The 21,991-nt window shown below is 55.7% G+C and carries 24 protein-coding genes and 1 tRNA gene; 13 read left to right on the top strand and 12 right to left on the bottom strand.

Annotation, left to right across the window (positions count from 1 at the left end; all coding sequences use genetic code 11):
- The first annotated feature begins 64 nt into the window (after positions 1-64).
- From yghU to AAFM92_10965, 5 genes are all read left to right on the top strand, one after another.
- Positions 65-868: a glutathione-dependent disulfide-bond oxidoreductase gene (gene yghU / locus AAFM92_10985; GenBank protein MEL7300897.1), complete on the top strand. Its 804-nt coding sequence runs from the start codon at positions 65-67 to the stop codon at positions 866-868.
- Positions 869-992: 124 nt separating this feature from the next.
- Positions 993-1,082: transfer RNA gene (locus AAFM92_10980), tRNA-Ser, on the top strand.
- 294 nt (positions 1,083-1,376) lie between these two features.
- Positions 1,377-1,736, top strand: coding sequence for a hypothetical protein (locus AAFM92_10975; GenBank protein ID MEL7300896.1), 360 nt, complete (start codon positions 1,377-1,379; stop codon positions 1,734-1,736).
- A complete protein-coding gene (locus AAFM92_10970; GenBank protein ID MEL7300895.1) occupies positions 1,726-2,301 on the top strand; it encodes a DUF6680 family protein in 576 nt (191 codons plus the stop codon). Before AAFM92_10975 ends, AAFM92_10970 begins: the two co-directional genes overlap by 11 nt.
- Positions 2,285-2,662: a DUF2513 domain-containing protein gene (locus AAFM92_10965; protein MEL7300894.1), complete on the top strand. Its 378-nt coding sequence runs from the start codon at positions 2,285-2,287 to the stop codon at positions 2,660-2,662. The genes AAFM92_10970 and AAFM92_10965 overlap by 17 nt, the downstream gene beginning before the upstream one ends.
- Positions 2,663-2,794: 132 nt before the next feature.
- On the opposite strand, the gene AAFM92_10960 is transcribed toward AAFM92_10965, so the two are convergent.
- The 10 genes from AAFM92_10960 to AAFM92_10915 form a co-directional block, all read right to left on the bottom strand.
- On the bottom strand, positions 2,795-3,625 hold the full coding sequence (locus tag AAFM92_10960; GenBank protein MEL7300893.1) for a hypothetical protein: 831 nt from the start codon (positions 3,623-3,625) through the stop codon (positions 2,795-2,797).
- Between the two features lie 21 nt (positions 3,626-3,646).
- The gene (locus AAFM92_10955) at positions 3,647-5,077 is read right to left on the bottom strand and encodes a phage terminase large subunit (protein MEL7300892.1); all 1,431 of its coding nucleotides are present in this window, start codon (positions 5,075-5,077) and stop codon (positions 3,647-3,649) included.
- Between the two features lie 5 nt (positions 5,078-5,082).
- Positions 5,083-5,355, bottom strand: coding sequence for a hypothetical protein (locus AAFM92_10950; protein MEL7300891.1), 273 nt, complete (start codon positions 5,353-5,355; stop codon positions 5,083-5,085).
- Positions 5,352-5,516: a hypothetical protein gene (locus tag AAFM92_10945; GenBank protein ID MEL7300890.1), complete on the bottom strand. Its 165-nt coding sequence runs from the start codon at positions 5,514-5,516 to the stop codon at positions 5,352-5,354. The genes AAFM92_10950 and AAFM92_10945 overlap by 4 nt, the downstream gene beginning before the upstream one ends.
- Complete coding sequence (locus tag AAFM92_10940) at positions 5,506-5,874, bottom strand: hypothetical protein (GenBank protein MEL7300889.1); 369 nt, start codon at positions 5,872-5,874, stop codon at positions 5,506-5,508. The genes AAFM92_10945 and AAFM92_10940 overlap by 11 nt, the downstream gene beginning before the upstream one ends.
- On the bottom strand, positions 5,871-6,347 hold the full coding sequence (locus tag AAFM92_10935) for a hypothetical protein (GenBank protein MEL7300888.1): 477 nt from the start codon (positions 6,345-6,347) through the stop codon (positions 5,871-5,873). Before AAFM92_10935 ends, AAFM92_10940 begins: the two co-directional genes overlap by 4 nt.
- 616 nt (positions 6,348-6,963) lie before the next feature.
- Complete coding sequence (locus AAFM92_10930; protein ID MEL7300887.1) at positions 6,964-9,411, bottom strand: virulence-associated E family protein; 2,448 nt, start codon at positions 9,409-9,411, stop codon at positions 6,964-6,966.
- On the bottom strand, positions 9,383-9,691 hold the full coding sequence (locus AAFM92_10925) for an AlpA family phage regulatory protein (GenBank protein ID MEL7300886.1): 309 nt from the start codon (positions 9,689-9,691) through the stop codon (positions 9,383-9,385). The genes AAFM92_10930 and AAFM92_10925 overlap by 29 nt, the downstream gene beginning before the upstream one ends.
- A gap of 88 nt (positions 9,692-9,779) precedes the next feature.
- Entirely contained in the window at positions 9,780-10,319 is a 540-nt protein-coding gene (locus AAFM92_10920; protein ID MEL7300885.1) for a hypothetical protein, read from the bottom strand.
- Positions 10,309-11,508: an integrase arm-type DNA-binding domain-containing protein gene (locus AAFM92_10915; protein ID MEL7300884.1), complete on the bottom strand. Its 1,200-nt coding sequence runs from the start codon at positions 11,506-11,508 to the stop codon at positions 10,309-10,311. Before AAFM92_10915 ends, AAFM92_10920 begins: the two co-directional genes overlap by 11 nt.
- Positions 11,509-11,824: 316 nt before the next feature.
- On the opposite strand from AAFM92_10915, the gene AAFM92_10910 reads away from it, so the two are divergent.
- From AAFM92_10910 to AAFM92_10900, 3 genes are read left to right on the top strand one after another with little or no spacing between them, the layout of a single operon-like run.
- Positions 11,825-13,549, top strand: coding sequence for a site-specific integrase (locus AAFM92_10910; protein ID MEL7300883.1), 1,725 nt, complete (start codon positions 11,825-11,827; stop codon positions 13,547-13,549).
- A 19-nt stretch (positions 13,550-13,568) separates the two neighbouring features.
- On the top strand, positions 13,569-15,425 hold the full coding sequence (locus tag AAFM92_10905; protein ID MEL7300882.1) for a site-specific DNA-methyltransferase: 1,857 nt from the start codon (positions 13,569-13,571) through the stop codon (positions 15,423-15,425).
- On the top strand, positions 15,422-17,956 hold the full coding sequence (locus AAFM92_10900; protein MEL7300881.1) for a DEAD/DEAH box helicase family protein: 2,535 nt from the start codon (positions 15,422-15,424) through the stop codon (positions 17,954-17,956). The genes AAFM92_10905 and AAFM92_10900 overlap by 4 nt, the downstream gene beginning before the upstream one ends.
- Before the next feature lie 3 nt (positions 17,957-17,959).
- Here AAFM92_10900 and AAFM92_10895 read toward each other — a convergent pair whose 3' ends face one another.
- The gene (locus AAFM92_10895) at positions 17,960-18,379 is read right to left on the bottom strand and encodes a helix-turn-helix domain-containing protein (protein MEL7300880.1); all 420 of its coding nucleotides are present in this window, start codon (positions 18,377-18,379) and stop codon (positions 17,960-17,962) included.
- A 115-nt stretch (positions 18,380-18,494) separates the two neighbouring features.
- Between AAFM92_10895 and AAFM92_10890 the strand changes: the two genes are divergently transcribed.
- The 4 genes from AAFM92_10890 to AAFM92_10875 all read left to right on the top strand — a co-directional run bounded on the left by AAFM92_10890 (position 18,495) and on the right by AAFM92_10875 (position 20,073).
- A complete protein-coding gene (locus AAFM92_10890) occupies positions 18,495-18,737 on the top strand; it encodes a hypothetical protein (protein ID MEL7300879.1) in 243 nt (80 codons plus the stop codon).
- Positions 18,730-19,050 (top strand): hypothetical protein, encoded by a 321-nt coding sequence (locus tag AAFM92_10885; GenBank protein ID MEL7300878.1) that lies wholly within the window; start codon positions 18,730-18,732, stop codon positions 19,048-19,050. The genes AAFM92_10890 and AAFM92_10885 overlap by 8 nt, the downstream gene beginning before the upstream one ends.
- Before the next feature lie 85 nt (positions 19,051-19,135).
- On the top strand, positions 19,136-19,480 hold the full coding sequence (locus AAFM92_10880; GenBank protein ID MEL7300877.1) for a hypothetical protein: 345 nt from the start codon (positions 19,136-19,138) through the stop codon (positions 19,478-19,480).
- A 221-nt stretch (positions 19,481-19,701) separates the two neighbouring features.
- Entirely contained in the window at positions 19,702-20,073 is a 372-nt protein-coding gene (locus tag AAFM92_10875; protein MEL7300876.1) for a hypothetical protein, read from the top strand.
- 6 nt (positions 20,074-20,079) lie between these two features.
- On the opposite strand, the gene AAFM92_10870 is transcribed toward AAFM92_10875, so the two are convergent.
- Positions 20,080-20,247, bottom strand: coding sequence for a hypothetical protein (locus AAFM92_10870; GenBank protein MEL7300875.1), 168 nt, complete (start codon positions 20,245-20,247; stop codon positions 20,080-20,082).
- A 265-nt stretch (positions 20,248-20,512) separates the two neighbouring features.
- Here AAFM92_10870 and AAFM92_10865 point away from each other — a divergent pair, with 265 nt between their 5' ends.
- Positions 20,513-21,778 (top strand): hypothetical protein, encoded by a 1,266-nt coding sequence (locus AAFM92_10865; protein MEL7300874.1) that lies wholly within the window; start codon positions 20,513-20,515, stop codon positions 21,776-21,778.
- Positions 21,779-21,991 lie beyond the last annotated feature (213 nt).

Genomic DNA, 21,991 nt, shown 5'->3' with positions numbered 1-21,991 from the left:
TCGCGCGCCTTGTCTTCCCGGCGCCCGCCCCATCTTTGTGGGCACACGCCACAAGGAAGACGCCATGACCTACGAGCCCCCCAAAGTCTGGACTTGGGACACCGCCAGCGGCGGAAAATTCGCCAGCATCAACCGCCCTGTCGCAGGCAAGACCCATGACAAGGACCTGCCCGTGGGCGAGCATCCCTACCAGCTCTACTCGCTGGCCACGCCCAACGGCGTGAAGGTGACCGTCCTCTTCGAGGAGCTGATCGAGGCGGGGCATGACGCGGAATACGACGCTTGGCTCATCGATATCGGCGAGGGCGACCAGTTCGGCTCGGGCTTCGTGGAGGTGAACCCGAACTCGAAGATCCCCGCCATGACCGGGCCCGAGGGCCGCGTCTTCGAGAGCGCGGCGATCATGCTGCACCTGGCCGAACACTTCGACGCCTTCCTCGGAAGCCCGCGCACGGAAATGCTGAGCTGGCTCTTTTGGCAGATGGGATCGGCGCCCTTCCTCGGCGGTGGTTTCGGCCATTTCTACGCTTATGCGCCGGAGAAGTTCGAATACCCGATCAACCGATACGCGATGGAGACGAAGCGCCAGCTCGACGTGCTCGACAGGCATCTGGGCGAGACCGAGTGGATGGCGGGGAGCTATTCGATCGCCGACATGGCGATCTGGTCCTGGTATGGGCAGCTCGTGCTGGGGCGGCTCTACGGGGCGGCGGAGTTCCTCGACGTGGAAAGCTACGGCCACGTCTTGCGCTGGGCCAAGGCCATCGACGCACGCCCGGCCGTCCAGCGCGGGCGGCGTGTGAACCGGGTCTTCGGCGAGGATCTCAAGCACATGAAAGAGCGACACTCCCCGGCTGATTTCGACTGAGCCCGCGGACAGTTGCGGGCGGCTGGACAGGCCCTTCGGCGCATCCACTGCCCGGTGATCTCGCTCCCGATGCCGGCCCGCAAAACGCTTGCAGGGCCGAGGTCAAACCCATAGGACAGTCGACGGAGACGTGGCCGAGTGGTCGAAGGCGCTCCCCTGCTAAGGGAGTAGGCGGGAAACCGTCTCGAGGGTTCGAATCCCTTCGTCTCCGCCATTAAAACTCAATAAAATCAATGCGCTAACCCGCGCCCCTCTTCGGGTAGCTTGATGCGAGAAAGGCCCAAATTACGTGCCGGGGGTACGCTCGGGGGTGGAATTTTCGCGACATTTTTGCAACAATGGGTCTTGAGGTTTTCTGGAATCTCGATGCCGCTACCGGCGCTTCGCCCAAAGAACCTAACCACCCGCGTTCGCTGATATGCGAAAAGCACTTAAAAAATGCAGAGGCGTCTATATATAGAACTACAAGTAGGTAAAACCACAAGATAAGCAAGTGAAAGGTTTTTGAATGAGCATTGTCGAAGGTATTTACACCGCGTATCTCACCGGGGCCGCTGGGCAGGGCATGGCGATGTTTGTTTTCAAAGAAGGCAAGATCGCTGGAGCAGACATTGCGGGACTGACTTTTGCCGGAGACTACGAAGTACAAGATTCACAGGTAATTGGTGAAGTGCGATACCAAATGCCAGCGGGGTCGGTCTCAATTACAGGCGCTGCATTTGAACAGGGTTCCGACAACATTGTTGTCCCGTTGTCTCTGCCTGAAGCCATCGACCCGAATGAAACTTATCGAGTTGATACCCCAATCGGTCCCTTAAACGCGAAGTTTGTAAAAAACGTCTCATTTGGAGACCGTGATGCAGACTGAAACTTGGTACGCTCTAGCAACTCTTGCGGCGATTGCTCTTGGCCCCATTATTGCGGTGATTATAACACGTATGCTTGACCGCGCTGCGGAAAAGCGTCGTCGCAGGCTGGATGTATTCCGAAACCTAATGCAAACGCGAGGCGTCCGCCTTGATCCAGTTCACGTAGCGGCACTGAACGTAGTCGAGATTGAGTTCTACAAAGACAAAGATGTGAGAAGCGCATTTCAATCCTATATTCAGCATCTCAGCGCGCCAATGCCTGTTGTCGCAGAACAGGATAGGTTCTTTGATCAACGTTCCGACCTATTCATGGACTTGCTTGCCGAGATAGGTTCGTCCGTGGGGTTCAACTTTGACAAGCGCGACCTAGAACGGCTGAGTTATGTGCCTAAAGGCTGGGACAGCGATCAAAACATGCAGCGCAGAAACGCAGAGATGCTTGGCCAATTATTGTCTGGCCAGAGAGCTATACCCATTACCCATTTTACCGGCGGTCAAAGCCCATACCCTGAACCCCCAAGACTTGAACCACCAAAGGTGCCAGAGCATGAAACGCAATCTTGATCTATTGCGGGAAATACTGCTCGCGGTGGAAGATCACGAACCCGAACGAATAAGCGCACTTCAAAGCATCTCGCCAAGGGACTTCTCAGGCAGCGAAGCTCAGAACTTTTATCACATCAATATGCTGGTGGATGCGGGTTTCATAAAACTTGCTGGAAAGCCCACGCTAGCTGGCGACTATGCTGTTCATGGGATGACAATGACGGGTCACGATTTTCTCGACGCCATTCGAGATCAATCTGTCTGGAACCACACCAAAAACCGCATTGGGGAAATCGGCGGATGGACGCTAGACATCGTGCTCGCCGTCGCGAAGGAAGAGATAAAGCGCCGTCTAGGTCTCGCGTTAAACGGTGCGTAAGTCATGATAAAGGGGCGTCGGTCACAGCGGACACGGGACCATCACCGACGCCCAACACACCGAGGGACATGGGCTTCCCCGGCGGATCAGCGCTTGAGGGAAAATCCGCATAATCCCCCAATCGCGATGCTGTTAAGCACGGGCTGTGCTGCGCAGCGCTTTCAACGCGTCGTTCGCAGCCTGCTGATCAGCGATCCGGTATGACGCGACCTTTTCCCGCTTCTTGTTGATAGCCTTGCTGGCGACGATCATCCGTTCGATCACCTTTCCGGCCTCGGCATGGGCCTTGAACAGTTCTGGGTTCATTGACTTCCGAGCCTCATTCCGCACGGCTTCGATGTCATCGGGTTTCAATCCCATCAACGCAGGCGGACTGGTCAGTACGACATGGACCATTGTCTTGTCCTTGTTCGTAGCTGCCTTGATTGCTTCGTAGGACGCCTTGTGGTGGCCCAATACACGAAGGTGGGCGCGCATGTCGCTGCGCAGCGGGGCGTCAGCGCCTGTCTGGCTGCAGATTAGACTTTCATCCATCTTCTTCAGCATAGCTTCCTGATGGGACGCGACGCTGCGGATCGCGGCGTCAATCCGTTCCTGTTCTTTCGCCAGCAAAGGGTCAGCGGCATCGGCCAGTTCAGCGAACTTGGTGCCAACGGCGCGCAAGCCTTCAGGTGTCTGCACAATGCGCGCCGCCGGGTGACCAGCTTTTTCCATCTGGGCCTGTTCCACGTTGACCGCATGCATTGCGTCATAGACGCGGCTGTGCGTTTCTTCAGCCCGTTCCAAAGCCCGGATGCTGATGTCCGCGATGGCTTGGCCAGATGATCCAGCAGATGCCAGCGTCTCAACAAGAGGGACAATGTGACGGCCTTCACCTGCGACCGGAAATTTTTCAGGCATAGGCGGCTTGAAGACGCGCTTGTTCTTGTGCGGGTTCATGTCGATTGGGGCTTTGGTAGTCATGGTGAGTTCCTTTCGAGAGGGTTAGAAGTCGCCGCGTGTGCGGCCATAGCGGCCTTGCCGGGTGACAAGGAACGAGAGGGTGTATTGACAGGCGTCCAAACTATGATCCGCGTCCCACTTGGGATCGGTGTCAGACGGATCGTGTTTGTTCGCTGGCGCGTTCGGCAGTGTTTCCAGAAGGTATTCACAGGATGGGCTTACATAGAGACCCGGACCATCGCCGGTCATCGCATTCGATAGGTATTGGGTCATCAACGCCCACCCGCCGCGACGGTCCTTGTGTGGGCGGTGGCATGGCACACCGGCCTGCGCCATCAGACTGGATACCGTGTCGCCCTGAAGCCCACGCGCATCGTCTTGTGCGACTGGGGGTGTGGCGCGAAGACCTTGTTCCGTGATGGCCATGTGCTTGATCTTTTCAGCCCAACCAGCCGGGGCGATCCCAGTGCCGCTGGCAAGGTCCTGCATTGTGCTATCGGCCAGCGTGTGGGTCTCGCCCAACAGCAGGACAGAACCCGACCGCAACCAGCGGTCCTGATCGGGCAGATAAAGGTCAGATCGTAGTTTGGCACCAAGATGTGCCGCACAGGCCGACCGGGTTCCCCAGTCTGCACCAATGCGGAACGTGGGTCGTTGCCTCAACAGATCGCCTGCAATCAGGCCAGATGGCAGCAGGTGATGCTTGGGGTCCCAGCAATGGCCAAAGAAGCTGGTGAGGTTCAGAGACCAACTGCCGTCAATCCATGCCTTCTCGCGTTCTTCGTCACCATTACATGCAACCTTGATCCGGCGAACATACGCTTCATGGTCGATGTGTGGGTTCTGTCTCAGGGTGCTGTGGCAATGGATAATTCGTAGGCCCGCCTTGTTCACATAGCTTTCCCAGAACGGCGACTTGGACAGATATTGCTTGTGCATTGCCGCATGGGATTTCCCATACGGGTTGCCCAAGAAAATCGCAGGACAGTGAAGGCCCTTCGGGCCGCGCATGTTCGACAGGACCGTGTGTGTCAGGTCGAACCCGGCCTTGCTGTAGTTTCCCATCTCGTCGGCAAGCAGGAACTGATAGCTTTTGCCCTGAATTTGGACATATGCCCGTTCATCGGCCATGCATCGCAGTTCAATCACGGTACCATTCGCAAGGGTGATCGTCCCCGCGTTCTTGTTTTGGGATACGGCCTTTTCACCAAAGAAGAAGCAAAGCATCTGATACAGATCGGAGAACATTTGCAGCAAGCCGCTGTGGCTTTCGCGTAAGACCAGCACGTTGATGCCCGGATGGCGCAGCAGCCAGTGACACATTGCGATCAGCGCATTGATCGTTTTGCCTGACCCGCGACCACCGACATGCACAACGATGTCGTGGTGTTCCAAGCACGCCGCGACCAGCCGTCCCAAATCGGACAGGTCATAGGACAGCGCTGTGGTTTGGACTGCGGTCGTGTCGAGCATCGGCTTTACCTCTTGGCGCGCGTCGGGCCACCATCAGCGGATCGCCCGCCGGTGAAGACCGGATTGCCCACGCGCTTGGGGCCGTAGAAGGATTGTCCTGTCCGCGCGTTCTTTACGCCGGGGATCGGTGCCCAAATCAGATGGCCCAGATCGCCGGGCGTTTCGATGTAGGGAAAACCGTCAGCGTCAATCTGGGTCGGGTACTCATACTGGGCCGGATCATTCAGGACAGCCGGGGGCGGGCCTACAGGATCGTTTCGGTCGTGGAATGTGGTCATAGGCTGATATCCCGGATGAATGATTGAAGGGTTTTGCGGATTTTGAACATCTGCACGTCGTCAGTTGCCAATTCGACGGCCCGGTCGAGATAGCGAATGCCCTTTTCCAACTGGTCATCGACCGTCTTTGGTTCCTGTGGCTTTTGAGGGTTACGTGGCATCAGGATCGTCCTTGCGGGCACGGGCGAACGCTTCTTGGTGTTCGCGGATTTTGTCAGGATCGACAGGGGCTGGCAGTTCCAGCGACAACGGGTCGGCCCTTTGTGGGACAGGCTGCCCAGATGCCAAGCGGGCCGCGTAGATGTGGCGTTGGGTTTCGATGTGATTGTCCAAGGCATCAGACATCAGGTAGCCGACCGTCTGGGCATAGACTTCCGCTTCTTCCGGCGTTGTCTCGTCGATGGTCAGCCAGTCACGCATGCCCACAAGGAAGGCCAGCTTCGCTTCCGTAAAGGCTTCTGTGTCGATCATCACCCATGGATGCGACGGGTGATCTACGGGAAGGGGTTTGGTGGTCATTGGCGGGTCAGTCCTTTGGGCTGTGGCTTGGCAGATGGCTGTTCGCCTTGCGGCGGTGTCACGTCGCGCATTGCGGCCAGTTGGGCCTGCATCTGATCAGCGGACATTGGCGGGGGCAGCGTGATGTTTACGGTCGGCGCTGATGCCGATGAACCATCGTTCGGCCCAACTTCGCGGAAGCCGCAGGCCCCCTTCAGCAGGAAGATGGCGGATGTCCGGTCGCCGTCCCGTGCGTGCTGCATCAACAGGCCGACCAACTCGTCTTGCATGGCCCCGGTGCCCGCGTCGTAAGCGGCCTTGGCATCTTCGTCGTCATCCATGATGCGCCGCAGGGTGGAAGCACTGATCCCCAGACGTGATGCGCAGGTCGCTTGGGACAGGCCGTTGGCACGATCCTTGGTCAGGCGCTGGCGTCCAGCATCTGTGAGGGATGCCTTGTTGGCGGTGTCGAATATGATCAGTTCTTTGGTCATGGGACTGAGGTAACAGTCCACATGGCGTCAATCATCTGAAGCTATGTGAAGCCAAAACCGTCAACCAACAGAATAAGGGGCTTCCAGTCATAATTCCCTAGGCAAGGGTAATTTTTGCAATAAATATCAGATAGTTGAATATCTGGGGGTAAGGATTGGGGGTGGAAGTGGCCCGGAAAGAGCCTGATCAGGGCTTTATAGGTCATTTTTGCTGACCTTTTTAGGGTGGTGCAAGAGGCAGGACCGATGACTTCTGCGCATTTTCGAACTTAAGTGCGCGCTTTCTGGGCTTTTGTGCGCCAGACCCCTTTAGGGGTGGGGTAAGCCCAAACACACCCCAGATGGCGTCCTGTATTTCCCTTTGTTTTCAATCACTCATACCAACCATACCCCTCCACACCCCTTTTCTCTAACACTGGTAACAGGAATATAGGTGAGGGCCGCTGCCCATTGGGCATTTACCCGTCTATCCATCCGCCAGAAAAGCTGCCTCCTAGTAAACTACCCTGTTTTGGGGTGTGGACGTGTGCCCCATTGATTTCATGGAAAAAAATCCCCGCCATGGGGTGTGGCGGGGATGTGGTTTAGGGGTGAGGTGATAAACGGAAGATGAATATCACCACCGATCCGGGATCATATCCGGGGTTTCAGCCTCTTTTTCGATGATCCGCCACTGCCCATCACGGCCCCGGAACGGTTGAAGTTCGATCTGGCGTTCCAGTCCCTCACCTTTCGCGTAGCACATGATGTCACGCCCATCATACTTCAGCTTCTTTCGTTCCCAGCTCAAGGCTTTGGCGGCGCGGCCCATCATGGTCACTTGCTGATGGTTCGCAGTGTTCACACCCAGCGGCTCATACATCATCCCAATCGGGATGCGACCGGTCTTTCCAGCTATCAGGGCTTCGAACTTGGCTTCCATCGGGTTGTCCACCTTCCGCTTGTTCTGTTCGCCAGCGGCTAGATGATATAGTGACGGGTCCAGCCTGATGCTGTCGCCACGGGCTTCCCTAAACGATGCTTCCGCCCAAAGCTGATCCCTGTCCCGCTTCAAGGCTTCAAGGTCGATCCTACCGCATTCCACCGGCCAGAACCGCCGGTTCCCGGTCTGGTCCATCAGGTATTGGTTCGCTCCCTTGTCGGGGTTGTGGGTGGCGAAGAAGACGCATTGGCGGTCCCGCTGTTCTGAAATCCGACCATAGGCCGCGCGGCCCTTGTCGAAGGACCGTGACAGCATGGCCTTCAGTTGTTCGGAACTGCGTTTGCCCATCCCGGCCAGTTCAGCCGCTTCGATGATCCACTTGCCGCCGATTGCTTCCATCACCTGTTTTCCGTCACCGCCCAAGGGCAGTTCGTCAGCGAACCAATCAGCATTCACGGCCAGCGTGCGCAGCGCCGATGATTTCCCGGTTCCTTGGTCACCTTCCAGAACCACCATTTCATCGAACTTGCATCCCGGACGCCTGATCCGCCGAACAGCGGCCACCATGACCAGCGCACCGATGGCCTTGGTGTAGTCGTTTTGGTCCACACCCATATAGCGGGTCATCCAAGTGTCCAGCCGTCCTTTGCCGTCCCATGCCAGCCCGTCCAGATAGTCGGCGACAGGATGGAAGCGGTGGTCTTCTGCGTAGTCGCCGACGATGTCATACATCGGGTCCTTCCCGATCTGGAAACTGAACTTGTCTTCGATCATCAGGCGCATCCGGGTGACCGCCGCGTCCGTCAGGAGGCCATCGAACCGGCCCATGCCGCCGATCATTACGCAATCGTTGAACGTGTCCTTGCGGATCGTCACCCCCAGTTCCTGAACGGCCACCTTGTAGTTGTGCAGACATTTCTTTCGGGTCTCACCATCGGCGTTGAATTTCCATTCCAAGGGCCCCGATAGGTCGGCGTTCGCTTCGTTCTTCACCGCGTCGGACACGGCGACGGTCGCATAGGCACTTTCGATCTGCTTGACGGCGTAGCGATGGGCTTTGTCCTTCTTTTCGAGAATGCTTTCCGACACACCCCATTCCGGGTTCAGCAGAATGCCCAGATGGGTTTCATCCGGCACACCGGCACGGACCAATGCGCATGACACGAAGAAGACCTGTTCAGACCGGCTTTCCCAGCGTTCAGGATCGAACAGGGGTTCACCATCGGTGTGGCCCGGTGGCAGGCCGTTACTGCGGCCCACGATGGCTGGCAGCAGGTCGGATGGACTGTCGGTCAACATCGCCATCAGGTCTTCGAATTTGGGCGTCACCGGCGCACCGATGTCCCGATGCTCAACACCCAGCTTCGCCTGATCCTTCGTCTGGGATTTCTTGAAGTCGGACAGCGCGTAGGTCTGCCCAGCACCTTTGGCGTTGATCACCGCCGCTTTCTCAGGCTTGCGATCCGGGTTCTTCTTCAGCTTTTTCGGCGTCGGATTGTTCATGGTGAACGGCAGGCGCATCAGATGTGCTGGGTTGAAGCAATGGTCACCATCCATCCGGTCGGCCAGCCAAGCGGAATGGCGCTTCAGATCGGTGATCAGCCCAACATCGCCATCGACCTTGATCGGTTCGGCAAGTTTCCAGAATGCCTGGAACCCGCCGCCACTGAATACGATGACCGATGGATGGGGGACATCCTTTCGGCGATGCTGCAACATGCGGCCCAGAATGCGATCCTGTTCTTTCTTGATGTCTTCACCGGGCAGCGGGTCGATGTCCACCTGCAGGGTGTCCAGCCACGCGACATCCGCTTCCCCGGCCTTATCACCCGGCCCCATGCGGCGCTTCAGGCGGTTCGGCTGGTAGTAGATATTCTCGTTCGGCTGCTGCTTCGCAATGAAGGCGTTCAGATCGGTGCGATGCTTGCCGCTACCCACCGGGGCATCGTCGCTGAAGACATGCGTCGTGGGGATCGTCTTGACGTTATCCGGGTCCCTTTCTGTCGGATCAGGAACATGCTTCAGGACCGTGATCGTCCAGTCCCCGTCAGGGATCATGAACCGCATAAACCCTTCTGCTGTTGTTATTTTTAACGGCTTATGCTCTTGATTTTCATCGCTTTTCGGTGTAGGTGTCGTCATGTCCAATTCGACTTTCCAGTTGCACCGGATCGGGGGCCGTCAGACCCTGATCCGGTGTAGCTTTTTCGGGGGAAAGTATTCGTTTGGACGGTTCTTTTCCCGACGCCTTCAGCTTGCAATCCATCCATGCAACGACTTCGGACTGCAGGTAGGCAATCCGTTTCTCAGAGAGTTTCACAGGTGCCGGGAAACGGTCTTCTGTCACCAACCGCCGGATCGACCGCACGGGAAGTGACACCATCTCTGATGTTGCTTTGGGCGATAGAAAGCGGTCTGACATTAGGCACATCCCAGTGAAAGTTACGGGTGCCCATCAGTTAAAGGACGGGTTACGCCAAATCACGTGAACCTATGTGAAGCCAAAACCGTCACTTCCAGTTCTTCTGGATGTATGCATTGGCGGACCGCCAGTGTTGCGGCCCATAATGTTCGCTGAAGAACCTGCCCACCAGTATCGCGAACCATTGATGTGGTGGCAAGTTTCGACTGTCGGTGCTGTCTAAAGAACCGAAGCGAAAGGATCGTCCGTTCTTTTCGTTCCGCTGGGGTGGGAACCCGTGGACCGGATTGTCTACGAATTTCTTGATGATCGGCAAGAAAGCGTGCAGCGGGGTGCTGGAAAGCTTGCCATCTTCCATGATGGCATTGTGTTCGCCACTACCAAAATGGTCCAGCGGCCAGTTCTGGCGTTGGTGTTCCAACGATGACCCCTTTCTAGGACGTTCTTGGTCCATGTTCGCCAATTTGGAGTCCCAGTTAATGTGGAAGATCACCCAGCCACCCCAAAGGTCGCGAAGCAATTTCCGAACGGCGTCAGGATCAAGGTGCACTTTCCGTCTATCCATTTCGCGAATGATTAGCAGCACGTGCGCCTCAAACTTGTCTTCGTCCCAACGTCTAGTTTGCATCCACCAATCCCTTCAGATGTTCGGCGAACGTGTCCAGCGCAGCTTTCCGTTCCTTCTGATACCCATACTGATCGTATTGGTCTTTGCCTTGGCTGTGGTTGATGATCCTTTCGGCGATGTCGCGATCAACGCCCAACATCGCCAGCCGGGTGCGGAGTGTGCGGCGCAAGTCGTGGAACCAGAACTCACCAAAGCCAGCAGCCTTATGCAGATTTACTTGCGCTTTCTTGTCTAGAAAAACCGGGGATTGCCCATCGGTCGTGGAGAACACATATGGCCCCTTCGTTCCACGCGGCTGGGTTTTGAGTATTTCCCAAGCCATGTCCGACAGCGGCGCGAAGATACGGACGCGGGTCTTCGATCTTTCCGAACCTAGATGCAGCGCTTGGTTTTCATGATCCATTTCGTCCCAAGTCAGTTTGGTGATTTCAGACTTGCGAAGGCCCGTAAGGATCAGCAGCTTGATGGCTGGTCCGTAAGGGTAGTTCATTGCTTCAGCGGCATTCCAGACCTTCTTCAATTCGTCGGAATTAAGCACACGGTCGCGTGGCTGGTATGCAATGTCCCGCCGCTCGTAATCGGCCATGAAATTGTCGGCCAAGATGCGCCGCTTCTTCGCCCACCCGAACAGCTTGCGAAGCATTTTGCGAACCTCGCGTGCTGTGCCCTCTTTGCCTGCGTCAACAAACAGGGCAAGTAGATCGTCAACATCATCGACGGTCAGATCGTTTATCGGCTTCCTGCCAATGTGGGGGTTGATGTGCATCTGGAAATACTTGCGGTATTTTTCGACGCTACCGTGGTTCTCCATGCCCAGCATACGGTCAGCCAATGACGCCACGGTTGTTTCAAGGCGTTCGTCCACCTCTGCCCGTTGGGCCGCACGCGGGTCGATGCCTTGATCCGCGTTGGCGACAATCTCTGCTGCCTTTTTGCGCGCATCCCCCAGCGAAACCAGTGGGTAGGCACCAAGCGAGACCCGTCTTTGTTTGTCGCGCAACAATCGTCCGGTTTCGCTGATCCCGCCGCCCCCGGCCACACGAAAGACGACCGACCACGCCTTGGTGCCGGATGTGCCCACGCGCAAGACCAGCTTCCCGCCGCTGTCTGCATCATAGTAATCCACGCGGCCTATCGCCGGTGGTTTAAGGCTTCTGATTTTCGCGTCGGACAATTTCAATTTGGGCATCTGGAACCTTCCCTTACTGGGTACGGGGGTAGAAATGGGGTAGAACTCACTCTGTGAACGTATGACCGCTCATGTACGCCCATAGCCGAAAAAATTCAAGTATTTCATTGACTTTAAGGATTATTTTATCCGGTCATAGGCGGTCATGTGAGGTCAATGTTCTCCCCTGCTAAGGGAGTAGGCGGGAAACCGTCTCGAGGGTTCGAATCCCTTCGTCTCCGCCATCCACACTTTTTATCCATATTTTACAGGTAAATACTACAAGATATGGCTTTGCACAACTTGCGCTGCTACAATAGGCTGCTACAGTTGAGCCATGAATCCACGTGTATCTGTACCCAAAATCTTCCTTCGCGGTAGCCGCTGGTACGTGCGTGTGCAGGTGCCGAAGGAGATGCAAGGTAAGCTGCGACGCAAAGAATACTGGGTTTCACTCCAAACCTCTGACCGAACTGAAGCTTTGCAACGCGCTACAGCGGCGACACAGCGGAAGCGGCGGGAGATTTCATCGGTCTACAGACGGCTGGCTGAGATCAGGCAAACCATCCACGAATTATCACCAGAGCAGCAAACCGCGCTGGGGCGCGAAGCCTATGCCCGGCATGTGGAACGAAGGGTTGATGTAATCGCCCAATTTGAGGCCAGCCAGTTCACCAAGATTCAAGACTTCACAGAAGCATTCGCACAGTCAGTTGACGAGATCGTCGCGCTGCTGCGACAAGCTCGGTCAGATACTCCCCAGATGAGGATAATGGCGCACACCTTGATGGAGGAGAACGATGTTCTAATGCCTGAGGGGTCTCTGGCATTCCAACAATTGCTGCAAATATGTGCGGATACCTTCATTGAAGCCAAGCGCAATGAACTCGCACATCTGAAGGGCCGAGCCATCCACGAGGACCCCAACCCACATTACGTGGATACCCTAACTGGGGCACCGAAAGAGTTTGTATCTCTTGGGGATCAATTGGCAGAACCGCCACAACCGATCCCCAGCCTGACTGAACTGATGGAAAAATTCCTGGCAAACCCCAACAAGCATCGCACAAAGAAAACGAAGGACTCCATCAGAGGTTACCTCGATGTCGTGTTCCAGATCATCGGTGACCACACACCTGTCAGTGACATCAGCGAAGGGACGATAGAGGAGGTCCGTGCTCTGATCATGAGGCTTCCCCCAAACTTCAAGAAGCTTCCTGACGCTGAGCGTCTTACCCTCGACGAAATGGCGAATGTTGCTGAACGCAAAGAGATGGCAAAGCTGTCGCCCACAGGGGTGAACAACTATCTGCGGTGGCTTATGACATTCCTCGCCTGGTGCCATCGTAAGGGCATGATGGATCGGATGCCGACCGCCTATGGTGAGATCAAGGTTGCTGACCCCGTACGTAAAGAAGACAAGCGTGAGGCGTTCAGCAACGATCAGCTAAGCACGATCTTCACAAGCCGTGTCTATGCCGATCAGGAACGCGATAGCAGCCTGTTCTGGGTGCCGTTGATCGCTCTGTGGAATGGGATGCGCTCCAATGAGATTTGCCAACTGGACGCCGCTGACATCAAGCTGGAGGAGAATGTTTGGGGCTTTGACGTGACCCACATCAGCGCCACTGGTGAGGATGACAAGTCGGTCAAAACCGGCGGCTCGATCCGCTTCGTTCCGATCCATCCTCGTTTGATCGACTTTGGCTTGCTTGAGTATCATGGCACTCGGCCTGACAATGCAAAACTGTTTGGCGATATCACCCGTGGAGCGGACGGCTACTATTCGACGAACTTCAGCAAGAAGGTGAACAGGTACCTGAAGTCAATTGGCACCCACGGCCCACGCCACAAGTTCCATTCCTACAGGCACAACTTCCGGGACGCAATGCGAAAGGGGCGGGTTGATCCTGAGATTGGCCGTGCTTTGGGTGGATGGACGCGGAGCAACACCGATGCATTCGATATCTACGGCAATGGTTTTGGCGTGGAGGAACTCAAAGATGAGATCGTAAGGGTAGACTACCCACAGGTCGATTGGTCCTGCGTCATGGCGAAATAATGCGCCCTGTTCACTCGGAATGACCAAGGCTAAGGTCCTTGAAAAAACTGGAATAACGATGCCTGGCAAATACGACGATCTCAGCAAGACCCAACTGATCGAGCTTTTGGAAAAGCACGACCGGACCAAAAAGCTTGGGCTGGTGTGGGAACGCGATGAGATCGACGCGGACAAGGCACTGGATCATGACTTCATCGTGGCCCAGATCGATGAAGGCCAGTCAGAGAAGCCTGCACCCTGGGACAACCTGATCATCGAAGGGGACAATTACGACGCCCTGCGGTGGTTGCGGATGACCCATCGGGGACGGGTGAAGTGCATCTACATCGACCCACCCTACAACACGGGTAACAAGGATTGGGTTTATAACGACCGCTATATGAGCGCCGATGATCGGTTCCGGCAATCCACGTGGTTGGAGTTCCTTTACCGCCGACTGACGCTGGCCCGTGATCTCTTGACCGAGGACGGGGTGATCCTGATCTCGATCAATGATGAGCAGCGGGCATTGTTGGAATTGATGGCGGATGAGGCGTTGCCTGGGATGCGGGTTGGGTCCTTTGTCTGGCGAACACGGGTCGGTGGGAATGAAGGAGGAGACTACTTCTTCACATCGAACCAAGAACATGTCCTTGCATTTGCAAAAGAAGCGTTTCGTTTTTCAGGCACAGAGAAAAGCTTTGAAATGTATCGCTTCTACGATGACGAGCGGGACGAGAACTACCGTGTGAGTGACCTTACAGTGGCAGTTTCCTATGACAGTCCAAGAGCGGGAACTGCATATTACCCCCTCCATGATCAGGAAAACGATGTCTGGTATCCATGTAACCCCAACAGGGTGTGGGGTTTTGTGTCGAAGGACCGAGCCGCACCTGGAACCAAAGTCAAAACAAAGTTCATGGAAGAATGGATCGCTGCTGGACGTATTCGCTTCCCAGAAGACCCAAGAGTCACCGTTTGGAAAACCAAAGCCGAACTTGATGAGGCCGTAGAGAATGGTGAAGTTCCCATGACTGGGCGCACACCGCTGATCCACCCAAGCCTTCCAGGATACGAGGATTGGGTTGGTCGGCGTGTTGGATTTGGATCACCAGGATTCAAACGCTACAAAAGCGAATTGAAGAATCCAACTCAGCCCTTGTCGAGTTGGGTCGTGCCCAGAAATGAAGTCGAGACTGTCGTTGACGACGAAAATCAGATGATATCTGGCACCAACGACGAAGGCGCTAAAGCTATTCGGGATGTATTTGGTTCAAAGGCTTTTGACTACGCTAAACCTGTCTCACTCATCCGCGAACTTGTCCGTCAGTCCACATCCGCGAATGATCTCGTCCTCGACTTCTTCGCAGGTTCGGCCACCACGGCTCAGGCCGTCATGGAACTCAACGCCGAAGACGGCGGGGACCGTCGGTTCATCATGGTGTCGTCCACGGAAGCCACCGAGGACGAGCCAGACAAGAACCTCTGCCGTGATGTCACCGCCGAACGGGTGCGGCGGCTCAACGCATCCGATGACAAGAAATACGCTTATCTCGCGGCGGGCTTTGCCTATCTGCGGACCAAGCAGATTGATTTCGAAGATTTGGACTATGACCTCGACCCTGCAGACGCCTGGACCTGTCTTGAGGCGTTCCATGGTCTGCCGCTGACGCAATACGACGCGGACCAGCCTTGGAACGTGCATGAGGCCGAGGGCGTCACCCTTGTTCTGGTCGATCAGTTCGATCTGTCCCTGATTGACTGGCTGCGCCCCCGCACCCTTCAGAATGTGCACGTCTACGCCTGGGCCCCAGGGCAGATCACGCAGCATCTGGACGGGATGCATGTGGATGTCTCCCCGGTTCGGGAAACACTCGTGAAAGCCTTCCGCGCATGAGTGAACGGTTTGCTTTGGCAGGGTATCAGACCAACGCGGTCGAGGCGCTGACAGGTGTCGTGACCAAGGTGGCACGTCTGCATAATGCAGAGCCCGACAAACGCAACCAGATCGCCCTCAAGCAGGGTGTGACGCTGCTCCAGAGCCCAACAGGCTCAGGCAAGACGTTGGTGCTGGGTCGTGTTCTAGAGGGTCTCAGAGGTGCTCTAAGTCGCCCTACGGTCTGGCTGTGGTTTGCGCCTTATGCAGGGCTGGTCACGCAGACACGAGACACCCTGGCAGAGCAGGCCGGATCATTGCGACTGCGGGATGTCACCAAGGACCGTGAAGCGTCGGGTACCCACGATGGTGATGTCTTTGTTCAGACCTGGGCGACGGTAGCAGCGAATAATGCGAATGCCAGGAAGGTACGCCGGACCTCAGAAAGCAAGTTGTCCCTCGATGATCTGATATCCGAATGGCGGTCGAAGGGGTTCTTTGTTGGTGTCGTTATTGACGAGGCGCATCTGAACTTTGGGGCGAATGCGAACGCCGCTGCCAAGTTCTACCTGGAAACTTTGCGGCCAGACTTCACCATCCTCGCCACTGCGACGCCCAACGATGATCGACTGGAAGCGTTCCGTGCCAAAGCCAAGGTTGAAGTCGCCAGTCGGGTCGTCATCCCAAGGTCAGACGTTGTTGAAGCAGGCCTGAACAAGGTCGGGTTGAAACTGGGTGTGATCCAGTTCCGCCCTGGTGATGAAGTGCTGATCGATCATGAACAGGCCACCCTAACAGCGGCGTGGTTCCAACATCTGCGGATCAAGGAGCAGTTGGAGGATCGTGGGGTCAAGCTGACGCCGTTGCTGCTCGTTCAGGTCGAGGATCAGGCGAAGGGGGAAGATGATCCTGTTGAGCGGGTCAAGGGCAAGCTGCACGACATTGGCGTTCCCCCTGCGGCGATTGCCACGCATACCTCTGGTGAGCCGGACCCGAACTTTCATACGCTGGCTTACGATCCCGACATCGAAGTTCTGGTGTTCAAGGTCGCCGTCGCAACAGGGTTCGACGCTCCCCGAGCGTGGAGCCTCGTGTCCGTCCGCCCCAATCGTGGCAAGGATTTTGGCCTTCAGATCGTGGGCCGCATCATGCGGGTTCACCCGTTGGTGCGACCGTTCCACAAACAAGATGAGCTTTTGGACTCCGGCTATGTCTTCCTGACTGACCCGCAGATGCAGGTCGGGCTGCAATCGGCAGTAAATGAGATAAAGGCGGTTCAGGAAAGCATCGAACTGATTACTGATCGTTTGGACTTCATGGACATCGATCCAATTCCAGTCGCCGAGGCCGCCGAGGAAGGACGAGAGTATCTACCACCGCCGCCCAAGACCGAAGAGGAGCGGAAAGAACGGCTCCTAACGCTGGTGCAGTCTGGGATCGTTCATTCCGATGTCTCGGAGCTGCCATTGGCGGCCCAGGACGAGGCGATCCAGAAGGGTGAGGCATGGCAAAATGCGGTGCAGGTGCCATTGTTCAGCGGGTTGCCGACATCCTCCCAGCCAGAACCACAAGAGCAACGCCCAAATCTACGACCATATCTTTTGAGGTCCGAGTTGGGCCTTCCTCAGTCTCTCTGGAGGGAACTCCCACCGGACCCGCACAGCATCAACGCGATGGTCAACGATATCGCAAAAGTGTTCTGTCAGCGGGCAGACCTGAAGTCACTTTTGACCAAGCGGAAAACACGGGCTCACCTGAGCTTTGAAGAACTGTTTCGTGAAGTCGTGCAGGAGCAGAACGGTGGCGAAGTGGGTCAGGACTTCGGAGTCCGGCTGTCGAATGCGAAGATCGCTGAGCGGGCACAACTCGCGTTTCAGTTCAACGATGCCATCGATACCCGTGCCTTAAAGAAGGCTCTCCTGGCGGAACTGAAGGTCATCGTTGATGAGGACGGTCTGGATGTCACAGAGACGGACATGCGTCGTGCAATTGATCTCGCTGGTATGTTGCAGCCAGAGGCTTTGAAAGAAGCCATCAAAGAGGCCAACGCGAGAAACACACGCCTCGATAATTCTGCTGAAATCCCGCTCCAGTATTTTGGCCCAGATGGCCTGCCGCCTGCCAACCGATCCGCATATGGAGTGTATCCAAGCAGGCTGAACAACGAAGAACGAGCGTTCGCCCAGTTGCTTGATCAAGACAACAGCGGGGCGGTGAAATGGTGGCTGCGTAACCCTGAGAATGAGTCCTGGGCGACGCGGTTGATGCTGCCCTCAGGAAAGCGGTTCTTTCCTGACTTTGTGGTGGGTGTTGCAGGTCGGACCAGCAGGGATAGTATCGCGCTGATCGAGATTAAGGACGATGGAACGACTGGCAGGCTTCAGTCCGACAACAACATCGAGAAGATCAGAGTTCAGCACAGAGAGTATCGGAACGTATTCTGGACCTATCGGTCGCAGGGAGTGTGGGTTCGAGCCGCGTATGAAGGTAGCCTGCACCGGATCGTTGATCAGAAACGTTTTCAGATTGCGGATATCGTTTTCATTGATTGACCCCTACTTTTGGAACATCGCTTCGATAATCCCGATATGCCGATCAGGATCGAACTCGGCCTTCGGGTTGCTCACGATGTGGTCGATCTCCAGCCGATAGAGTTCGGTAACGGCCATAGCCATCTTCTCTGGCGATGGTTTTACCCTGCGGCTGTTCACAACGCACTGTACGACTTGCACAACGGTTTTCAATCGCTCTAGGTCTACCGTTGACGGGCGCATCACGATGCTTCCTTCGATGAGCGCAGAGGCAGACACTCCATACAATTGGGCCAGCATTTCAAGGCGTTCGGTCGTGACCTTCGAGAGCCCGTTCTCCATCCGACTAAACGATGCACCGGATATACCAATGCTGTCGGCAGCCTGCTCCAGGGTAAGACCTGCCTGTTCTCGTGATTGCCGAAGGATGTTATGGATCGCCACCGAGCCTGTCCCATGCGTGTGAAGCCTTCTGGTTTACATTAAACGTAAAGCGTAGGTTATCCCACCCTGAACTTCAGGATAGCGAATCACTTACGTTTACCGTAAATCGGAAATCATGACGCTCAATGACTTCCTGGTATCAAACAGTATCTCGATGGTGGCATTCGCAAAGTCAGTCGATACGACGGCTGCCACGGTGAGCCGGATTGCCGATGGTCTGGTGACGCCCCGGCGGGACCTGATGAAGCGTATCTATGCAGCCACCGAGGGGGCGGTCACACCGAACGATCTCGTTGGGCTCTATTGTATCGAGCCGTGTGTGAAGTCGCATCGGATGGAGACCAAGCACAATGATTGAGGTGTTACTCACATCATTCACCGGGCCGCAGATTATCTTCCTCATGGCGCTAACCATCGTTGGCGGCCTACTGATCGGAACCTTCGCCTACTTGCCTTCAGAGATCACCATCGGCTGTGGCATCATCCTGGTGATCCAGTTCGTTCTTTTCTGGACATCAGGCCATCTCGACACGGTGCTGTACGGATTTGAGGCGGGCATTCTGCGCTTCTCACCAGGTGGATACATTGCACTGCATCACGCAGTTCAGGTCGCTGCTCTGTGGGCCAGCTTCACGGCAGGTCGGGCCTTCGCGTTTCGGAATAGCCGATGAATCGACGCTGCCGCTATCAACCCCAACAGCGCGACGTGATTGCCCACCTTTTCAACCTTACCGACCAACAAAAGGAGCCCAAACCATGTTCAGAAAGGCGTCCATCTTAGTAGCCTCACTCGCGGTCACATTGGCCGCCTGTGCCGAAAACCAGACCATTGACCCCATCACACAAGCCGTCTCTGGCCGGACTCTGGTGGCGGGTGAGACTCGCCTAACAGCAGGGGCCAATGGAGCCCTGGTCGGCACCCTCGCAGGTGGCGATACGTTGTCCGGCACATGGCGCATCTCGAACGGCAAATGGTGCAGGACACTGACCCAGCCTGCTAGGTTCGCTGGACCGGAAGTCTGTCAGGATGCCGCCCTGACAGAAGGGCAGTTGGTGATCGTCGGATCGAACGGTAACCCGACAACCTATACCATCGAGTGACGACCCAGCCACGTCGGTCACGACAGGCCGTCCTGGAACGCCTCTGGGCCCGCAACGCGATACGTCGAGAACTAGGACTGCGCCCTATCAACATCCGCAAAGTCTTTGAGCGGCAGGTGAGGGGCAGGTCGCAAGTTAAGGCGGGCTTCGTTCCTGACGAACGAAAAGATCAGCGCAGGTAAATATCAGCAGAACCGCGACAAGGCTGGAAGGAATGCGCGATGGCTGAAGTGAACGATGTGACGCTGACCGATGACGCAATCACTGATGCTGTTGCGTTCTTCGACGAGGTGGCTGATGAGGATTTGTTGCGCTTCCTTCGCAGCCTTCCTGTCATTGGCACGAATGATGATGAACCTTTCACCATCGAAGATTTGACCTACGAGGCCCTGCTGCAACCCTATGTGCTCCACGCCTGGAAGAAGGTCTCAGGCAATCCTGGTGTGGCAGGTCGCATTCATCAACTGACGCAGGTCTACAAGACTGCCGAGAGGGCCCTAGAACGCGAGACAGGCCGTAAACGCCGTGTGGCCAGGGTGATCAACCTGACGGCCTTCATGGGCGCCTACCAGCGCCGTGGGCTGCCGCTGTAAGAGTGGTTAAGCCGCTTCCGGCACATCTTCCTCATCACCGAACAACTCCTGCCAGTAGGCGTGGATACAGTCCTCCAGGATAGCACCCAATTCGCGGCGCTCTTCGTCCTTAATGTCGGCTAGCATGTCGATGGCCTCGCTATGCAGGTTTCTCACAGAAAATCTCTTCAACATGGCCGTTCCTCCTAGTTCTATTTATCAAAAATGACCTATGTCAGAGGCCGGTTCTGTTCGGTCACGCAGCGCCGAGGAACGGCAAAATCGCGATAATACACAACCCTTGGGACCTGATGACATATATATGTCAGACAACAATAAGACGCGGGTCTGACGCGCTGCCAGGTCGAGAGAGTATTCATGACGAAGAAGCGGTTCATCACAAACCAAAGCACTATTAGGAAGGACGGGAACACCGCCTTTTCTGCACAAGGACGTGCAATTGCTGATCGTCGGGTGGGTGCAAAAAAAACTGAGCCGGATTGCGAAGAAACTGGGCACCGATGATACTTTCGCCGAGGAGTTCAAGGCAGCGTTCCAACCAGAAACGGAGTATGAGCAAATCCTTGAGCGCATCCATCTGGAGCAGGAGCTTGATGCGGCCCGGAAAGTCATCACTGCACTGAAAAAGTACCCGAATGATCCTGACTGCGTGCGTATCATCAAAGAGATGCAGGCCCAACCCACACGCCGAAAGAAAGACTGCCCCCTCTGTCCGATATGGCGTCATGAGCGGGAAGCACATCTCACCATGGCTGCCATATCCCGTTACGTATTCCCCAGGGTGCTGGAACAACTCTATCTGGTGACCATCGTGTTCGACTTCGCTGAAAACCTGTACCAGCTTGAGGATCAGTTGATCGAAGCCAATAGGTCGTTGGACCAGATGGCTGCGTTCATGGGCAAAAGACGCTACGGCGTGTTGATGGTTGGCAGCTTCGAGTTCGATCTATGCAGCCACGTCGAACTGACAAAGCAGCATAAACACAAAGCTCTGCTTGCTGAACTAGGCACCGAGGCTCCTCCGTCAGGCGGCTGGGTGCTTACAGGCCACTTTTTCACCCGTGTACCGCATCGAGATGTCTTAGAGCCCTGGTTGCGGGAACGGTACCCATCATCGGACAAAGCATGGAGGCGGGTCCGGTTCGATGCCATCAAAAGTGACAAGGACCTTACAGAAAGTGTGATGCGCACCCTGTCATACGCCGATAAGGTACCCACTGCATTGTTTAAAGTGCCAACCCGCAAAACCAAAGATGGCAAACGAGACAAGGCCAACGAGTTGATGCAGCGGATGGCAGGTGCGTTCTACGGGTCATCCTTTGGTGCGCACATCGACCCGGCCACGTTCGACTTGAATGCGGCAATCGTCCAGTGGGCCAAATTCGTGGACCGCATGGGTTCGAAGAACGTCTACTATTCTGTCGAGAGTGCACATGCACAGAAGTGGTTGTCCGAGTCTGAGATGGACTACCTCCGAATGACAGACGAAGACCTCTATGGCGATGGGCTGCACAAGTATGAGATTCACCGCGATCAGGAGTTCTACCCGCCGTTCAGTGTTAAAGATCATCTAAAAGGAAGGAAACGAAATCTCCGTTCACGTCCCCTGTCATACGATGCTGAGTGGGTCTCGATGACAAGCTGTGATGGGATCAATCCCGACACCCATTACCATGACTTCGATAGTTGGACTGTAAAGCCATAGCGCTGTTTTCTATGACTCTTTGACATCCTCCTTTGCTCTATCGCTAGTCTCATTCCGGTGCTCCGCTGCCGCTTCGCTTCGCTGTGCTTCGCACACTTACTACTACTACCTTCGACCAACTCTTCAGGCTTGACCATTCGTCATCGCCCGCAATATGTTCACCATTTGTTCTATTAGAGTGTACATTGTTGAGCGGTCAATCAATCGTAATAC

The organism is Pseudomonadota bacterium (assembly GCA_038533575.1).
In the GTDB taxonomy this organism is placed as follows: Bacteria; Pseudomonadota; Alphaproteobacteria; order Rhodobacterales; family Rhodobacteraceae; genus Shimia_B.
Note: the sequence above shows the minus strand (reverse complement) of the source record. Positions and strands in the feature narration are given on the sequence as shown.

Coding starts and splice junctions, on each gene's coding strand:
- yghU (MEL7300897.1), top strand. CDS start 65: ATGACCTACGAGCCCCCCAAAGTCTGGACTTGGGACACCGCCAGCGGC.
- AAFM92_10975 (MEL7300896.1), top strand. CDS start 1,377: ATGAGCATTGTCGAAGGTATTTACACCGCGTATCTCACCGGGGCCGCT.
- AAFM92_10970 (MEL7300895.1), top strand. CDS start 1,726: ATGCAGACTGAAACTTGGTACGCTCTAGCAACTCTTGCGGCGATTGCT.
- AAFM92_10965 (MEL7300894.1), top strand. CDS start 2,285: ATGAAACGCAATCTTGATCTATTGCGGGAAATACTGCTCGCGGTGGAA.
- AAFM92_10960 (MEL7300893.1), bottom strand. CDS start 3,625: ATGACTACCAAAGCCCCAATCGACATGAACCCGCACAAGAACAAGCGC.
- AAFM92_10955 (MEL7300892.1), bottom strand. CDS start 5,077: ATGCTCGACACGACCGCAGTCCAAACCACAGCGCTGTCCTATGACCTG.
- AAFM92_10950 (MEL7300891.1), bottom strand. CDS start 5,355: ATGACCACATTCCACGACCGAAACGATCCTGTAGGCCCGCCCCCGGCT.
- AAFM92_10945 (MEL7300890.1), bottom strand. CDS start 5,516: ATGCCACGTAACCCTCAAAAGCCACAGGAACCAAAGACGGTCGATGAC.
- AAFM92_10940 (MEL7300889.1), bottom strand. CDS start 5,874: ATGACCACCAAACCCCTTCCCGTAGATCACCCGTCGCATCCATGGGTG.
- AAFM92_10935 (MEL7300888.1), bottom strand. CDS start 6,347: ATGACCAAAGAACTGATCATATTCGACACCGCCAACAAGGCATCCCTC.
- AAFM92_10930 (MEL7300887.1), bottom strand. CDS start 9,411: ATGACGACACCTACACCGAAAAGCGATGAAAATCAAGAGCATAAGCCG.
- AAFM92_10925 (MEL7300886.1), bottom strand. CDS start 9,691: ATGTCAGACCGCTTTCTATCGCCCAAAGCAACATCAGAGATGGTGTCA.
- AAFM92_10920 (MEL7300885.1), bottom strand. CDS start 10,319: ATGCAAACTAGACGTTGGGACGAAGACAAGTTTGAGGCGCACGTGCTG.
- AAFM92_10915 (MEL7300884.1), bottom strand. CDS start 11,508: ATGCCCAAATTGAAATTGTCCGACGCGAAAATCAGAAGCCTTAAACCA.
- AAFM92_10910 (MEL7300883.1), top strand. CDS start 11,825: ATGAATCCACGTGTATCTGTACCCAAAATCTTCCTTCGCGGTAGCCGC.
- AAFM92_10905 (MEL7300882.1), top strand. CDS start 13,569: ATGACCAAGGCTAAGGTCCTTGAAAAAACTGGAATAACGATGCCTGGC.
- AAFM92_10900 (MEL7300881.1), top strand. CDS start 15,422: ATGAGTGAACGGTTTGCTTTGGCAGGGTATCAGACCAACGCGGTCGAG.
- AAFM92_10890 (MEL7300879.1), top strand. CDS start 18,495: ATGACGCTCAATGACTTCCTGGTATCAAACAGTATCTCGATGGTGGCA.
- AAFM92_10885 (MEL7300878.1), top strand. CDS start 18,730: ATGATTGAGGTGTTACTCACATCATTCACCGGGCCGCAGATTATCTTC.
- AAFM92_10880 (MEL7300877.1), top strand. CDS start 19,136: ATGTTCAGAAAGGCGTCCATCTTAGTAGCCTCACTCGCGGTCACATTG.
- AAFM92_10875 (MEL7300876.1), top strand. CDS start 19,702: ATGGCTGAAGTGAACGATGTGACGCTGACCGATGACGCAATCACTGAT.
- AAFM92_10870 (MEL7300875.1), bottom strand. CDS start 20,247: ATGTTGAAGAGATTTTCTGTGAGAAACCTGCATAGCGAGGCCATCGAC.